Below are 14,869 nucleotides of genomic sequence, written 5' to 3'. Positions count from 1 at the left end.
TAGGCACCCAAGCCTAGCCCACGAAGCAGAGCCTTGACGGCGAATTCGGCTGATTGGTGGGCCTTAAAGCAAGCCCAGTTGTAGTCGCCCCTCTCTAAATCGCCTTCAGCAGACCTAACAGTCCCCAAGGCCGTGTTGAACCATCTTTTGAACTCCTCTTCATCGAGCAACCTGGAAAGATATCTGCATCTCATCATATTTAAGGGTTGGCCCAGCTTCGATGATCTAAAATTCACCTACTTGCCGACTATCTTAAGACTTGATAAATCTTTAAAAGGTCTTCCTATTCTCTTATCTTGAGATATAGTATCTACAATAGGTCACTGGTGTAGAGTGCGGTTGAAGGTAGCGATAGTAGGTATGGGTGTGGCTGGCTCATATCTGGCAGCTAGGCTCAGAGATGAGCATAAGGTCGTGGGTTTTGAGCGGCTACCTAAAGACAGGTTCGATGCGGTCTGTGCTTGGGGTACCTCGATAGGTGGTATTGATGTCTTCGCTAAAAAGATCGGCCTGAACTTCGAGGACTACATACTGCATAAAGGCAGAGAGATGCATCTGGACCTCTTTGGGCGCTCGATCTACATCAAGCTGAAGGGGCTCTGCTCATTCGATAAACTTAGGTTTATCCAAGATGTTGCTGAAGGAACCGAGGTAAACTACGGTAAATTTATTCCGCAAAACAGCAGACTAGACGGGTTTGACTTAATAGTGGATGCCACTGGCTTAAGCAGACCGCTCCTACCTAAAGTGAGGCAAGATGTCTTCATCCCCTGTCTACAGTATAAGGTGAGGTATAGTCAGCCGCCCTTTGACGACTTTTACATAAAGCCCTTCCCCGGCTTAACAGGCTACTTCTGGTACTTCCCCTTAGGAGACGGCTACGCGCACGTTGGTGCTGGTGACTTCAGGAAGAGGCATGTTGCTGAGCTCGCATCCTTTCTTAAGAAGTATCCTTGTGAGGTTCTTAAGAAGACTGGAAGACCAGTTAGGATAACGCCCCCGAGTCTGTGCAGACCCTTCAGCGTAGGTAATGTTGTTGGTGTAGGTGAGTCGATCGGCACAGTCTACCCTATGCTTGGAGAAGGTATCATACCGAGCCTTCAGTGTGCTGAGCTTCTGCTCGAAAACCTTGATGATCTCTCTGCTTACGAGCGTGCAGTGTTAAGGAAGTTCACGATATATGATAGGGTCTTTGGCTTCATCCGCTCTAAACTAAATAACACATTTACTCTAACCTCGCAGCTCAGAAACATCCTTTCACTCTTCTTTCATATGAAGTTTAATGAAGCGAGATATGGTCTAGAGATTAGGCTAAGGGACGTGCTGAAAGTCGTCATCAAATAACTTTCAAGGAACGCTCTTTTATTTCAGCATTCTTCTTATATTCGTCTGCTCCCATAGGTTGTGTTAAGGTTGATAGTTGCCTTTGAGGGTATAGATAAGGCTGGAAAGGCTACGCAAGCTCGTCTGCTGAGCGCTAGCCTTCAGAAAGAAGGTTACAGATGCAGAACACTGTCCTTCCCGGTCTACACCACACCAATAGGTCGGGAGCTTAAGCTTTCGCTGCAGGGGCGTAGAAACTACCCTATTCAAGTGAGGTATCTGCTGATGTCAGCTAACCGATGGGAGATGAAGGGTGAGCTCGAGTCCCCTGCGGTTGATGTGCTTATACTTAACCGCTACATTCATTCGAATATAGCTTATGGTGTTGCGTCTGGGTTAGATCGAAGTTGGCTCGAATCTTTAGATCGGGGGCTGCCTGAGCCGAACCTCGTGATACTTCTTGACATCTCACCTTCAACGTCGCTTAAGAGGAAGATGAGCGGGAGGGATGTGAACGAGCAAGACCTAGCATACCTTGAGAGGGTTAGGTCTGTCTACCTTGATCTGGCAAAGGAGTGTGGTTGGAGGGTAGTTGATGCTGAGCGCAGCGTAAAGCGGGTGCATGAGGAGATCTATGCATTGGTAGAGGACGAGGTCAAAAAGCGGCTGACAGCTAACCCTTAATAACCACTCCGTCGTGAAATTGATGTAGAAGGATGCTAGAAAGCGTAGCTGAGATAAGAGATCCGGTTCACGGATACATATGTGTTACAGAGGTAGAGAAGGCTATCATAGACCTACCCGTCTTTCAGCGGCTTAGGAGAATAAGGCAGCTCGCTGGTGCGCACCTAACCTACCCGGGTGCTCAGCACAGCAGATTCGAGCATTCGTTAGGCACTCTACATCTGAGTGGTGTAGCGGTCAATGTGCTCGCTCAGAAGGTTCCTCTCACAGAGGAGAGGGCTCAGGAGGTTAGGCTTGCCGCTCTTCTTCACGATATTGGGCATGGTCCGTTCTCTCACGTTGTTGAGGAGGTGATGGTTGAGCGGCGAGGGGTTACGCACGAGGATGTTACGAGGCGTGTGATAAAAGAGACAGAGGTTAGCGATGTGCTCTCTAGATACGGTTTTGAACCAGATGTTATGTCTGATTTCTCCTTGGGGTTATGTGCTACACGCCCACGTTTTCTTAACGAGGTGGTAGGTGGAGGCTTGAGCGTCGATATAATGGATTATCTGCTTAGAGATTCCTACTTTACTGGGGTAGAGTATGGTAAGGTGGATGTGCGCCGAATAATAAACTCCTTCGAGGTGGTTCAAGACCATCTTGCGCTCGATCAAGCAGCTCTCTACGCTTTTGAAGCCCTTATGGTTGCTAGATATGAGATGTTCAGAGCGGTCTACTTCCACAGAACCGTTAGAGCGGCTGAACTTATGCTTATAAGAGCGTTCACGCTTGCAGATGATTATCTGCACCTAACCGACACGACCGACCTCCAACGCTACCTTTCGATGGCTGATGAAACTATGCTGGAAGACCTTGTGAAGATCGATCCTCAAGGTAGGTCTGATCTGAAGAGGGCTAGAGATCTAGCCTTAGCCTATAAGAACCGAAACCTTGTGAAATGCGTATTTGAGAAGCTGATTCATAGGAAGGATCAGCTTATGGAGAGGCTCTTCAGCCAGAAGAGCATAAGGGAGGAGATCGCGTCGAAGATAGCTGGTGAAGCGAAGGTTTCGCCCGAGGAGGTCTACATAGACGTGCCCACTACACCTTCGGTACCCTACACTGCTGATAGGAAGGCTCTGACATCTATAATCTTAGCCGCAAGAACCCCTGCTGGGCTTACTCATCAAGACGTTAGGCTTGATCAGCTACCTTTGGTGGGTGCGATTTCAGGCTTCTTTGATATACTGCGTGTGTACACATCACATTCTGAGCGTAGGAGGGTTGCTGAGGCTGCTGAGAGGTTCTTTGGGAAAGAGGGGTATGTGACGAAGATCTCGATGTAGGTGTGTAGGGTTGAGCAAACCCCTTGACTCAGAGACCCTAGTGAAGGAAGTATCGAAGATGCTCAGGGATATGTATCCAGATGACGAAACCGCTTTAGATAATGTGTCGAGAAGGGCAGACCCCTTTAAGGTTCTTATAGCAACCATACTATCGCATAGAACTAGGGATGAGGCAACTAAGGTAGCTTCAGATAACCTCTTCAGACTCTACAGCAGCGCTAGGGAGTTGGCTGAGGCAGACCCCAAGCAGATCGAGCAGTTCATAAGGCCTGTGGGCTTCTACCGAGTGAAGGCTAAGAGGATAATAGAGGTCTCTAAGATAATATCTGAGAAGTTTGGTGGAGTTGTTCCAGATGAATTTGAGGCGCTGATGTCGCTTCCATCGGTCGGGCGTAAGACCGCTAACTGCGTGCTGGTCTATGGATTTGGGAAGCCTGCTCTGCCAGTAGATACTCACGTGCATAGGATATCTAACCGACTAGGCTTAGTCCGCACGAAGACCCCTGAAGAAACGGAGGAAGCCTTGAAAAAGGTCATAGAGAAGAAATATTGGGTGAAGATCAACGATCTCCTCGTAAAGTTTGGGCAGAGGATATGCAGACCGATCAAACCGAGGTGTGAGATCTGCACACTCAGAGCATTCTGCAGCTTCTACCGCCAGAATAAACGAGGATAAATAGTTTATTAGTAGATCGGTGGAGGAGCAAGATATGCGGAATCTTCTGAAGGAGAAGTTAAGCAAGGGGAAGATTGTCTACGGTACTTTCCTTACGATAGGTCATCCAGATGTTTCTGAGATAATCGGCTCGGTCGGCTTCGACTTTGTGATCTTCGACATGGAGCATGCGCCCCTAGACTTTGGTGTTGTTCAGTCTATGATGCAGGCTATGAGCTACTCTGATACGACACCTCTTGTAAGGGTTGCTTGGAACGATCTGGTGCTCTTTAAGCAGGCTCTTGATATTGGTGCGCACGGCTTGGTAATACCTTGGGTTAATTCGAAGGAGGAGGCTGAGAAGGCTGTGAAGGCTGCGAAATACCCGCCTGAAGGCATAAGAGGGTTCGGGCCTCGACGTGCAGCCCTAAGAGATAAAGAGTATGCAAAGACTGCTGATAGAGAAATAATGGTTATAGTGCAGGTTGAGACAAAGTCCGCTCTAGAGCGATTAGATGAAATCCTCTCTGTCAACGGCGTGGATGCCTGCTTCATAGGACCTATGGATTTAACGATGTCCCTAGGAATACTCGGCCAACTCCGCCATCCCTCATTTGAAGAAGCTTTATTGAGGGTGGTCGAAGCGGCTAAGAAGCACAACATCATCCCAGGGATAGCTACCCTTCCGGTGAGCGGTGAAGGGTGCTTGCCTGAGCTCAGCAGACTCCTAGAGATGGGGTTTAGAATGATCAGCCTAAGCTATGATGTGGGTTTTCTGGTGGAGGCGGCTTCTAACCTATTGAACGCGGCCAAGCGCCTTACGTTAAACCAAGAGTCTTTGGACTAACTACCAACCTCTCTTGATCTGGCGGTTCGATTTCGCCGTTGCCGAAGATTCATCAATACACCTTGGGCAAGAACTTCTTTCGGTTTTTTAAACTATTAGAGCGCCTACTCTTACCAAAACTCAATATAGGTTAAAATAGCCGTCAGTGGCAATCTACCATTGTAACAGGGATTAAGGATTGACAGATAGCGGGAAGGAGCGGACAGCAGCCCTAATCGATCTCATCTTATTGTACGGTCCGAGTAACTATTCTCAAATCGCCCGAACCCTTAATCTACCTGAAGAAACGGTTAGGTATAAGATTAATGTGCAGCTTCCTCGCCGCGGTCTCAGAATACACGCTATTCCAGATTATTTTAAGTTGGGTCTTAGTCGAAAGATCCTCACCGTAACCTCAAGTAAGCTTATAGCTTCTCGGGCTACCGAAGCGTTTACGAAGAACGCTCCGGAACTATATCTAACCTACTTCGGTAAGGACCTGTATAGTAAGGCTTACTCTCTGTTTTCAGCAGTCCCTCAAGGGTATTGGTCCTCATATTTAGATTTCCTAACATATTTTGTTGAGCAGCGGGTCATCGAAAGTCACGATGAAGAAGATGTTTGGTGGCAGAGTTACATACCTTTCCGCTCAGACCTATTTGACTTTTCAACCGGTGAATGGCTCTTTAGTTTAGAGAAGTTAAGGTTGCTCAAAGCCGAAGCTCCGCCTATTAAACCCTCGGAGGCGCCTTCATTTGAACCAGATTACCTTGACTTGGTTATTCTTTCTGAGCTTCAGTTTAACGCCAGCACACCTCTCTCAAAGATCGCCGCGAACGTAGGTGAGAGTGTTGATACCATCTATTACCACTATAATAACCACATCAAGGCTAGAGGTCTAATCTCACAATACACCATAGGCTGGGTGGGCGAAGGCAACCACAAGGCTGAAAACGTCAGCCAACTCCTAATCACAGTGGAAACGGAGTCCAACGACCGGTTAGCAGCGGTTAGAAAGCTCTTCCACAACTTCCCATTCTCTTGGCTGGAGTTCGGAAGCAGAGAAGGTAACTATCACGTCTTCCTCAACATTCCATCACAGCACTTTAACCTATCTTTGCATTACCTCAACAAGCAGCTGACCAGCTTAGCAGAAAACATCGCCATGAAGCTCTTCGACCCCTTTGAGTCCTCAGGCTTCCCGCTTCCGCTGAAGATGTTTGATGAAAAGAAGGGGTGGACATTTAACAAAGCGCAGACCATAAAGCACCTTGGAACCTTCTTCCTACAGATGGTAGAAGTCACCCCAACAGCATTCCCCAGAGTCTCCCCTCTCCCATCTCCTATATGGACAAACATCCCGATCTAGCCATCTGTTAAAATTCTGCTTCTAAACTTTAAATACAACCTACATTACTGCCAATAAGGATCCAATTGGCACATTACAAGCTCGGCTTCGCAGCAGCAGTTATTTTAGGTTTGATTTACGCCTTGCAAGGCTTCTATCAAGACTTCATGTACGTCTTCTCAACCGCCTTCCCTCCGTTTATCGCTGCCATCACTCTTGCAACTGCTTTTATCGCCCTTAGGAGGTACGGCTACAGTTTTAAGACCTATTTTTCGGTCGTCTGGTTCTGTTTCGCTCTTGGCGTAGCCCTATGGTTCCTCGGCGAACTCAGCTGGGGGATCTACACACTTGCCTTAGGTGTTGAAATTCCCTACCCCTCTATAGCAGATGTCTTCTGGCTGAGCGGCTACGTCCCCATCTACATAGCCTTACTACTCTACATCAAACCGTTCAAGATGGTGCTGAGTAAGAGAAGCGTAGGTATTGTGGCGCTTGTGGTAGCTGTGCTATGCGCTTTAGTCGCACTCTTCTTGATAGGGCCAATACTCTCCACCTCAGAAGACTTGCCTACCTTGGCTACAGATCTTGCCTACCCCCTACTAGATCTCATCCTACTCTCAGCAGCGATACTTGGGCTAACAATCTTCTCTAAAGGCACAATAGGAAGATCTTGGCTGCTCATCTGCCTAGCTCTAGCGTTTGATGCGGTCGCAGACCTCCTCTTCAGCTACACAACCCTACAAGGGACCTACTACAATGGGCATCCGCTCGAACTCTTCTACCACTGGGGCTACATACTCTACGCCCTCGCATTCTACGTCCATACAAAAGAGCTATAGGCTCAGAGCCGCTACGCTCATCCAGATGTCAGGCTTAGAATCGCCCTAGCGAGGTCACCATCAGCATCGGTTAGAGCCGCAATCGCTCTCTCTCTTGAAACGTTCGCCTGCTGCATAACCAGCGCTATATCCTCCTCAGTGAACTTCGGCTTCTCCCTCAACCGCTCCTCAACTTCACCGCCTGAGATCTGGAAGACCCTCAAACCCTTCACGTTCATCTCAGAAACACTCGGAGCTTTTATGATCAGATCCTTCTCAGCCGTCTTAATAACCACCTCTTCAACGTTAGGGATCTCTTGGAGGTCAACACCCATCTTCTCAAGCATCCGACGCGTCTGCCTACTATCGATACCTATCCTCAAGGCTTACCAAAAAGGTGAAGACCTCTCTACACTTAAGCGTTTCCAGCCCTAACCTTCACAGCAACGCCACACTCAAAAACCTTCATCATCTTCGCAGACAGAACCGCTTTACCCACAGCGAGCAGCTCACCCCTCTTATTGAGCACCGCTACCTCAGAACTCGGTCTGATCCTTCTACCAGCCTTGATTACGTGCTTGGCAAAAATCGACTTACCAGCCCTCGCAGCCTCCTCCGCCTCCTCAGAAACGGTCACACAGTTTTCTCTAAAGACCTTTGATTTGAGCAGCACCCGAGCACCATGAAGCGTAAGCGCCAACCCCCCGTCCGGTCTTAGCGTAGCAAGAAGCTTCCCATCGACATAGATGTGTTTGATTCTCCCAGTCTTCTTCGAGCACTCCACGCTAACCTCTTTGCCCTCAAGCGCCTCTGAAACTCCCGCGCCAAATACGTAATCCAGCATGGTTTCAGCGAATCTACGCCAATCCAAGCCGTATCAAGCTAACCGTTCTATCTACAAAATCTTTACTCACAGCGAAGAATGCGACCGCTAAAGATATTACACCCATCTAACGGTAGTTATAGAGAAGAACTTAGATTGGTGCTACGATGCGAAGTATGTGGTAACCCAGTCTACGGGCCAGTAAATACGGTGCAAATAGATGGAAGTACGCTTCAAGTCTGCTCGAGCTGCGCACGCCTCGGTAAACCTATCAGACCTAAGAAAGAGAGCAGCCGCCAACCCTCTCCAAAGCCAGCGGTCAACCTAAAACCGAGTAAGATGGTCGAAGAACTCGAGCTAAAAGAAGACTACCACAAGGTAATCAAGCAAGCACGTGAAAAACTTGGATTATCCCAAGAAGCACTCGGGAGAAAGATAAACGAAAAACCGTCGGTGATAAAGCTGCTTGAAAGCGGCAAACTTAAGCCCGATAACATGCTCGCAAGAAAGCTCGAACACTTCCTTAAAGTGCAGCTACTTGTGCCAGCTGTAGAAGAGGAATTATGAGGCTTGATATGAGCCGCCCAAAGAGAGCAGTCCTAGTAACATACCCCGATCCCTTTATTCTACAAGAAGCGAAGGCACTAGCCGAAGCAGCGGGTTATGAAGTAGTAGAAGTCGTTACCCAAAAGTATCTCATGCACAGCAAATACGGTCTAGGATCTGGGAAGGCTGAGGTTCTTAAGAAGATCGTTTCTGAAAAGGGTTGTGACGTCGTACTCTTTGACGAGAGCTTAAAGTCTGTTCAGATCTACAACCTATCTAAGCTGACTGGTGTAGAGATAATCGACCGCGAGAAGCTCATCTTAGAAATCTTCTCAAAACGGGCTTCTACCCGCGAAGCTAAACTACAAGTTAGGTTGGCTGAGCTGGAGTATGAAATGCCTAGAGCGAAGGAGAAGGTCAGATTAGCCAAACTAGGCGAGCAACCAGGCTTCTACGGGTTGGGTGGATATGCGGTTGATGTGTACTACCGCGCTATAAAAAGAATGGCTTCCTCAATAAAGGCTAAGCTGAAGAAGGTGAGGCAGCATAGAGACCTCTATAGGCAGAGAAGGCTCAAACTCGGTATGCCAACGATTTCACTAGCGGGATATACGGGTGCGGGGAAGACTACCTTATTCAACCTACTTACAGGGGAGAATAAAGAGGTTGCAAACAGCGTCTTCACCACCTTAACCACCTCAACAAGAGCGATCAACCTACCACACGGCAAGGCTCTACTCTCTGATACCGTTGGCTTCATAAGTAGGCTACCAGCATACATGATAGAGGCATTCAAATCTACGCTCGAAGAAATGACCTACGCGAACCTCGTCCTCCTACTACTGGATAGTAGCGACCCATCCGCTGAGCTCAGGAGAAAGTTCGAGAGCTGCACACAGATCTTATCAGAAATCGGTGTGCCTCTTGAGAAGACCATCGTAGTATATAACAAAGCAGACCTCTGCACTAAAGAGGAAATATATGAAAAGGTTAAGACGCTACCGACGACCATAAGCGACTCGATCTTCATCTCAGCAAAGACAGGCGAGGGAATAAAGAGCCTTATTGAGTTGATAGATACAAGGCTATTCGGAGCGGCTAAAGAGGTTAAAGAGGCTCTTGTAGATGTTAAAGGTGCGGCAGACCACTAATGCTCAAGCCTCGCAGCTGGGTTCTGAGATTAGGGCACAGATATGTTAGAGACGATAGATTGACTACACACGTAGGTCTTGTAGCGAGAGCCTTTGGAGCCTCAGGGATATACATAGTTGGGGGAGAAGCGCATATCAAAGAATCTTTAGATAGCGTCACAGAAAGATGGGGCGGACCCTTTCAAGTGGAGCTGATAGAGGATTGGCGTGCAGCGATCAAGAAGTGGAGGGAGCAAGGAGGAATCGTAGTGCATCTAACTATGTATGGGCTTCTCGTGGACGATGTGATCGAAGAGATACGCTCAACAAGGAAAGATGTGCTAGTAGTAGTTGGCGCGGAAAAGGTACCTAAAGAAGTATTTTACCTAGCGGACTACAACGTAGCGATAGGGCATCAACCCCACTCCGAAGCCGCGGCGTTAGCGATCTTCTTAGACCGCCTCTACCAAGGAGAAGAGTTAAAAATATCTTTCACCCATTCTAAGATTAAGATAATGCCCCAGCGCAGAGGAAAGAGGGTATTGTCCCTAGAGGAAGACTAGTTTGGTGGTCGAAATGAGGGTGGAGTATGAAGACTCACTGGTTAAGATAGCAGGACTACTGGGAGGAGAAGAATACATTAGGGTAGCGAGAGCCCTATTGAACAACGAAGACTCGACAGACGAAGAGATCGCAAGCGCGACCGGGCTAAAGATCAACACCGTAAGAAAGGTGCTCTACGACCTATTCGGGCGCTCGCTTATAAGCGGAATCAGGGTAAGGGACCTTAAGAGAGGCTGGTACGTTTACAGATGGAGGGCGCAGCGAGAGCAAGTAGACAGCTTTATCGCTATGCAGAAGAAGAAGCTACTCGAGAAGCTGAAGCACAGACTGGCATATGAGGAGCAACACGAATTCTACCACTGCAACAACCCCGGCTGCCCTAAGAGGACCTTCGAACAAGCGCTTGAACTCTTCTTCAGATGCCCAACCTGCGGCACCACACTAACCCAAGTGAACAACGGGGAGATCATCCAGCTTCTGAAATGGAAGATTCAGCAGATAGAGTCTGAGAAGTAGCGTCAAGAATTTAAGTAGCTGCTTAATCACCCCTACTTTAGTAGCGGGGTGGGGAAGCCAGGTTATCCCGGCGGGCTCATAACCCGCAGATCGGTCGTTCAAATCGACCCCCCGCTACCAAATCAAAGGTACAACGTTATAGCCCGCAAAAACAAGCGTCTTTAACGATGAAATATTATACGATAGGGCGAGCAGATTTACTAGTATCGCAAAAGTTTTATATCGAAAGCCTCTTTTGATATTATGAGGTGGTTTACATTAGTGTAATACTTGTAAACCCGCCTCAAAAGAACGATATAAGCCGAGCATTGGGGCTAAAGGCTCCCCCTATAGGGCTGATGTATCTGGCTGCGGTCTTAAGAGAAGCAGGCGAAGATGTTGAGATTTTAGACGCGGACCTCCTCGAGTTGAGCATAGATGCAACTGCTAGGGAAGCATGTCGAAAGCACCCGAGCATAGTAGGGGTTACAGCAACTACACCAACGATCAAAAACGCGCTGAAAGTAGTCAGCGCCGTGAAAGCAGTGGACAGCGGTGTGGTAACTGTGGTGGGCGGAGTACACCCAACCTTCATGCCGGAGGAGACACTTCTCAGCTGCCCAGAATTAGATCTGGTGGTAATAGGAGAGGGCGAGCAGACGTTACTTGAGCTGACCCAAGCCTTAAAAGGTTTTCAATGGAATGGGCGTGGATTCTCGGCTGCGAGAGAGTTTGCTGAGCGAGTCTCCAAAGTCAATGGTATAGCGTATCGAGACCCCTCTAACCCTAATCTAGTAAGATTCACACCGCCCAGAGCATTCCTGGAGGATTTAGATAAGCTACCTTTGCCTGCCAGAGACCTCGTACCCTTTGAGCACTACAAGCTTCTAGGTAAAGACGCCTCCATAGGGGCGATCATCACAAGCAGAGGATGCCCGTACGGATGCACCTACTGCTCGTCCTCAAGAATAGGCGGTTTAAAGTTCAGGGCGAGGAGTGTCGATAACGTCCTCCTCGAAATCCAAGAGCTGCACTACAAGTACCGCCTCAATTATATAGAAATAATAGATGACATCTTCACCTTAAACCAGAAGCGCGCATTCGAATTCGCCAAGAAACTCAAGAACCTTAACTTGGATGTGAAGTGGGTCGCGTCCTCAAGAGTAAATACGATCTCAAGAGATCTTCTGAAAGCCCTCTTTTCAGCAGGCTTAACAACCCTCTACTACGGCGTGGAATCGGGTTCACAGCGCATTCTAGATCTCATGAAGAAGAAGGTGAAACTGGAGCAGATACGAGAAGCTTTCCGAATCACCCGTGAAGAAGGGGTGAAGCCTTTTGGCTCATTCATCCTAGGGTATCCTGGTGAGACCATCGACGAAATGAAGCAGACGATCAAGTTTGCTTGTGAACTTGATGCTGAGTATGCGCAGTTCTGTGTTCTAACACCTTATCCAGGTACGCCAATTTACTACGAGCTGAAGAGTAAGGGGCTTCTGCTAACCGAAGATTGGGATAGGTACACCACCTTAGAGCCTGTAATAAAGTATGAGGTGTTTGGATACACCGCTAAACAAGTTAAGAAGATGCTGAACTACGCATACCGCCACTTCTACCTCAGACCAAAATACGTCATAAAGCACCTAAGGTTCTTCCCAACCATATTAGGGGTGTTGATGAGAAACTACATACTCCCAGCATTAGGTCTAGACAGATTAAAAGAATCAACTCGCAGCAGTAGAGGCATCACCCTGTCACCTTAAAAAGGAGGCGCCTCAAGATGGCTAGGATAGTCCTCACCACAGACCGAACGCTCATGAGCGAATATAGGCACATACCATTAGGCGACTTCGCAGGCTGCGCACCACCAAACAGATTACCCAGAGCACTCTTCGACTTCATAGCACCAAAACTCCCCGCCTCAAATGGTCTAGCGATCAGAGCACCCTACGGGCTCAGAAAGCTAGAAGCAGCACTCCTACAAGGCTTCTCAGAGGAAGAGGTCGTTGTTGCTCATCCAGACTATGTGGAGGAATTCATAGGGTCTGAAACGAAGATAGTTGGCGTCAACACCATGGACCCTTTAGGTTTAGGGCCTGTCAGCAAACTCTTCACGTGGGGTGGACCCGACTACTTCTCATACACCATGCTCGGGTTCTACACGATCATTAAGCGTATTCGGAGTATCAGAGATAGGCTTGGTCTTAATTTTAAGCTGGTCGTAGGCGGCGCTGGGGCTTGGCAGTTTGAGAACAGAGAGGAGGTCGCTCGACGCCTCGGCATCGATCACGTTGTGATGGGTGAACTCGATAATATCGCACCACAACTCTTTCAGCAGATCGAGAACGATGACCTACCTGAGTTGATAAAGGTAAGGGGCTATCCTAAGCCAGAAGAGATCGTACCGATCGTTAGGCCAAGTCTACACGGGCTAGTTGAGGTTATGCGAGGCTGCGGGAGAAACTGCCAGTTTTGCGAAGCAACAATGCGTATTGCAAGATACATCCCCTTGGAGACGATCAAGAAGGAGCTGGATGTTAACACATCAAACGGCATAAGCAACGCTTGGGTCCAGAGTGATGACATCTTCCTCTACGATGTGCAGGATAAACGCACCTTTACGCCGAATCGAGACAGCCTAATCAACCTCTTCAAAACTATTATGTCGCATAAAGGGATAAAGCACAGCAACCCAACACACGGGAGCATAGCGCCAGCAGCTGCAGACCCGTTGATGATAAAGAAGCTATCGGAGATTTTGAGAGCAGGTCCAGATGCCTACGTAGGCATACAGCCTGGCATAGAAACAGGCTCGATAAGGCTGATCAAGAAGTATATGGCGCAGAAGGCGAAGCCCTTCCAGGCTGAAGAGTGGTGGGATGTTGTGCTACAGGGCACGAAGGTCTTCAACGAGAACTACTGGTTCCCAGCCTACACGCTCGTACTAGGTTTGCCAGAGGAGGAGGAAGAGGACATCTGGGATACGGTTAGGCTCATAGCGTACTTGGAAGAGAAGCTTCCTAAATTGGTGGGTGAAAAGGCGCACTTCGTAGTCACGCCTCTCAGCTTCGTTCCGGTCGGTGTGCTGAGGGGCAGAGAGTTCTACAATCCGAAGGGATTCAGTGAAGCGGAGTTCTGCCTACTCTATAGATGTTGGCGCCACAGCCTACTTGAGGTTCAGCGGCTTTCCATAAACTTCTTCCGGGTGCATCCAGCGTTCAGAGCGGTCTTCTACCCCATCTTAAGAGTGGGGCTTTATGCGGCGATCGACCGATTAAGGGCTTGGGGTAAGTCGATGGGTTACGACCCGGAGAAGCCTATGCGTATCAAACACGATTAACCGTTTGCGGCGCAGCATATTATTTAAAATATAGTCGTATTCTATCTTTTTGCTGGTGAGTGTATGCCCTATATAAGGCGTGAAAAGAGGGCTGAGCTCGACCCGCTCATAGAGCAGGTGGTGGACGTATTCAAGAAGATTCCGGATGAGGAGAGGGATGGGCGCCTAAATTACTTTCTGACTAGGGTTCTGAAGGCTCTCTATGCGCCGAGCTACTTTAACTATGAGCGTGTAATGGGGTTGTTGAGCTGTATTCAGCACGAGTACTATAGGAGGTGGGTGGCAGCATACGAAGATAGTAAGATTAAGATGCACGGCGACATAGAGTAACGTGTAGATATAGGGGTGAGGTTAAGAGGATAGTGGTTGCGTTGGCTCAGAGTGAAGCCAGGGTTGAGGAGGTAAGCTGCGATGGGGTGAGGTGGGTTAATGTGGAGAAGCCCACTCAGAATGAAATGCAATTCTTGGCTTCAAAATACCGTTTCCACCCACTAGCTTTAGAGGACTGTGTCTCAAGAATCCAGATACCTAAAATCGATAGATACGGGGACTACATCTTTCTGATACTGCACTTCCCAGCCCTAAAGGATGGCGGTCAGATCGTTGTGCCTAGTCAGCTCTCCATCTTCTTAGGTAAGGATTATCTGGTTACTGTTCATCAGGGTGATATCAAACCTCTATCAGACCTTTTCTCCAGCTGCAAGAGGGATGAGCAGACCCGCAGAGCTGTTGTATGTAACACCACAGGCTACACTCTCTATCGTCTAGTCGATAGCTTGGTTGACTCCCTCTTCCCCATCTTAGATAACATTTTACGTGAGTTGGATGTGAAAGCGGCTCAGGAGATTGAGGAAGCTAGATCAAAGACAGACAAAATAATGGATCTGTTGATGAAGGATGGCGAGTTCAGGGAGCTTCTGATGAGGAAGCTGAGGGAGCTCGGGGCTTCTTAGCCTTCTCAACCTCCTCAACCATCACCAACAGTTCAC

At 48.3% G+C, this 14,869-nt stretch carries 18 protein-coding genes and 1 tRNA gene; 16 read left to right on the top strand and 3 right to left on the bottom strand.

Translation table 11 applies throughout. The features are described from left to right. A partial coding sequence (locus tag HA494_08940; GenBank protein NHV97889.1) for a HEPN domain-containing protein occupies positions 1–194 on the bottom strand: 194 nt, incomplete at its 3' end. Positions 195–339: 145 nt separating this feature from the next. On the opposite strand from HA494_08940, the gene HA494_08935 reads away from it, so the two are divergent. The 7 genes from HA494_08935 (at position 340) to HA494_08905 (ending at position 7,003) form a co-directional block, all read left to right on the top strand. Then, positions 340–1,344 carry an NAD(P)/FAD-dependent oxidoreductase gene (locus HA494_08935; GenBank protein NHV97888.1) on the top strand — a complete coding sequence of 335 codons (1,005 nt, stop codon included), beginning with the start codon at positions 340–342 and terminating at the stop codon, positions 1,342–1,344. A gap of 60 nt (positions 1,345–1,404) precedes the next feature. Then, the gene (gene tmk, locus HA494_08930; GenBank protein NHV97887.1) at positions 1,405–2,007 is read left to right on the top strand and encodes a dTMP kinase; all 603 of its coding nucleotides are present in this window, start codon (positions 1,405–1,407) and stop codon (positions 2,005–2,007) included. Positions 2,008–2,039: 32 nt separating this feature from the next. After that, positions 2,040–3,335: an HD domain-containing protein gene (locus tag HA494_08925; GenBank protein ID NHV97886.1), complete on the top strand. Its 1,296-nt coding sequence runs from the start codon at positions 2,040–2,042 to the stop codon at positions 3,333–3,335. Between the two features lie 58 nt (positions 3,336–3,393). Next, positions 3,394–4,011, top strand: coding sequence for an endonuclease III (locus HA494_08920; GenBank protein ID NHV97885.1), 618 nt, complete (start codon positions 3,394–3,396; stop codon positions 4,009–4,011). Between the two features lie 34 nt (positions 4,012–4,045). Next, positions 4,046–4,837, top strand: a complete 792-nt coding sequence (locus HA494_08915) for a 4-hydroxy-2-oxo-heptane-1,7-dioate aldolase (protein NHV97884.1) — start codon at positions 4,046–4,048, stop codon at positions 4,835–4,837. A 178-nt stretch (positions 4,838–5,015) separates the two neighbouring features. Then, entirely contained in the window at positions 5,016–6,185 is a 1,170-nt protein-coding gene (locus HA494_08910) for a hypothetical protein (GenBank protein ID NHV97883.1), read from the top strand. A gap of 65 nt (positions 6,186–6,250) precedes the next feature. Beyond that, positions 6,251–7,003, top strand: a complete 753-nt coding sequence (locus HA494_08905; protein ID NHV97882.1) for a hypothetical protein — start codon at positions 6,251–6,253, stop codon at positions 7,001–7,003. 17 nt (positions 7,004–7,020) lie between these two features. Here HA494_08905 and HA494_08900 read toward each other — a convergent pair whose 3' ends face one another. Further along, positions 7,021–7,329, bottom strand: coding sequence for a transcription factor (locus tag HA494_08900; protein ID NHV97881.1), 309 nt, complete (start codon positions 7,327–7,329; stop codon positions 7,021–7,023). A gap of 68 nt (positions 7,330–7,397) precedes the next feature. After that, positions 7,398–7,826 carry a queuine tRNA-ribosyltransferase gene (locus HA494_08895; protein NHV97880.1) on the bottom strand — a complete coding sequence of 143 codons (429 nt, stop codon included), beginning with the start codon at positions 7,824–7,826 and terminating at the stop codon, positions 7,398–7,400. A 78-nt stretch (positions 7,827–7,904) separates the two neighbouring features. On the opposite strand from HA494_08895, the gene HA494_08890 reads away from it, so the two are divergent. The 9 genes from HA494_08890 to HA494_08850 all read left to right on the top strand — a co-directional run bounded on the left by HA494_08890 (position 7,905) and on the right by HA494_08850 (position 14,833). Beyond that, complete coding sequence (locus tag HA494_08890; protein NHV97879.1) at positions 7,905–8,372, top strand: TIGR00270 family protein; 468 nt, start codon at positions 7,905–7,907, stop codon at positions 8,370–8,372. Positions 8,373–8,380: 8 nt separating this feature from the next. Continuing rightward, positions 8,381–9,502 carry a GTPase HflX gene (gene hflX / locus HA494_08885; GenBank protein NHV97878.1) on the top strand — a complete coding sequence of 374 codons (1,122 nt, stop codon included), beginning with the start codon at positions 8,381–8,383 and terminating at the stop codon, positions 9,500–9,502. Beyond that, a complete protein-coding gene (locus HA494_08880) occupies positions 9,502–10,044 on the top strand; it encodes a tRNA (cytidine(56)-2'-O)-methyltransferase (protein ID NHV97877.1) in 543 nt (180 codons plus the stop codon). The genes hflX and HA494_08880 overlap by 1 nt, the downstream gene beginning before the upstream one ends. Positions 10,045–10,057: 13 nt before the next feature. Next, a complete protein-coding gene (locus HA494_08875) occupies positions 10,058–10,561 on the top strand; it encodes a transcription factor (GenBank protein NHV97876.1) in 504 nt (167 codons plus the stop codon). A gap of 42 nt (positions 10,562–10,603) precedes the next feature. Further along, positions 10,604–10,681: transfer RNA gene (locus tag HA494_08870), tRNA-Met, on the top strand. Positions 10,682–10,899: 218 nt separating this feature from the next. After that, a complete protein-coding gene (locus HA494_08865) occupies positions 10,900–12,303 on the top strand; it encodes a radical SAM protein (GenBank protein NHV97875.1) in 1,404 nt (467 codons plus the stop codon). Between the two features lie 17 nt (positions 12,304–12,320). Beyond that, positions 12,321–13,880 carry a B12-binding domain-containing radical SAM protein gene (locus tag HA494_08860; GenBank protein ID NHV97874.1) on the top strand — a complete coding sequence of 520 codons (1,560 nt, stop codon included), beginning with the start codon at positions 12,321–12,323 and terminating at the stop codon, positions 13,878–13,880. Between the two features lie 63 nt (positions 13,881–13,943). After that, positions 13,944–14,210, top strand: coding sequence for a hypothetical protein (locus HA494_08855; GenBank protein NHV97873.1), 267 nt, complete (start codon positions 13,944–13,946; stop codon positions 14,208–14,210). 32 nt (positions 14,211–14,242) lie between these two features. Next, on the top strand, positions 14,243–14,833 hold the full coding sequence (locus HA494_08850) for a hypothetical protein (protein NHV97872.1): 591 nt from the start codon (positions 14,243–14,245) through the stop codon (positions 14,831–14,833). The last annotated feature ends 36 nt before the right edge of the window (positions 14,834–14,869 follow it).

It is taken from the genome of Nitrososphaerota archaeon (genome assembly GCA_011605775.1).
Classification (GTDB): Archaea; Thermoproteota; Nitrososphaeria; order Nitrososphaerales; family JAAOZN01; genus JAAOZN01.
Note: the sequence above shows the minus strand (reverse complement) of the source record. Positions and strands in the feature narration are given on the sequence as shown.

Bases quoted from the DNA above. Each gene is read 5' to 3' on its own strand.
- HA494_08925 (NHV97886.1), top strand. From the start codon at position 2,040: ATGCTAGAAAGCGTAGCTGAGATAAGAGATCCGGTTCACGGATACATA.
- HA494_08920 (NHV97885.1), top strand. From the start codon at position 3,394: ATGCTCAGGGATATGTATCCAGATGACGAAACCGCTTTAGATAATGTG.
- HA494_08915 (NHV97884.1), top strand. From the start codon at position 4,046: ATGCGGAATCTTCTGAAGGAGAAGTTAAGCAAGGGGAAGATTGTCTAC.
- HA494_08900 (NHV97881.1), bottom strand. From the start codon at position 7,329: ATGCTTGAGAAGATGGGTGTTGACCTCCAAGAGATCCCTAACGTTGAA.
- HA494_08895 (NHV97880.1), bottom strand. From the start codon at position 7,826: ATGCTGGATTACGTATTTGGCGCGGGAGTTTCAGAGGCGCTTGAGGGC.
- HA494_08890 (NHV97879.1), top strand. From the start codon at position 7,905: ATGCGACCGCTAAAGATATTACACCCATCTAACGGTAGTTATAGAGAA.
- hflX (NHV97878.1), top strand. From the start codon at position 8,381: ATGAGCCGCCCAAAGAGAGCAGTCCTAGTAACATACCCCGATCCCTTT.
- HA494_08880 (NHV97877.1), top strand. From the start codon at position 9,502: ATGCTCAAGCCTCGCAGCTGGGTTCTGAGATTAGGGCACAGATATGTT.
- HA494_08875 (NHV97876.1), top strand. From the start codon at position 10,058: ATGAGGGTGGAGTATGAAGACTCACTGGTTAAGATAGCAGGACTACTG.
- HA494_08865 (NHV97875.1), top strand. From the start codon at position 10,900: ATGTATCTGGCTGCGGTCTTAAGAGAAGCAGGCGAAGATGTTGAGATT.
- HA494_08860 (NHV97874.1), top strand. From the start codon at position 12,321: ATGGCTAGGATAGTCCTCACCACAGACCGAACGCTCATGAGCGAATAT.
- HA494_08855 (NHV97873.1), top strand. From the start codon at position 13,944: ATGCCCTATATAAGGCGTGAAAAGAGGGCTGAGCTCGACCCGCTCATA.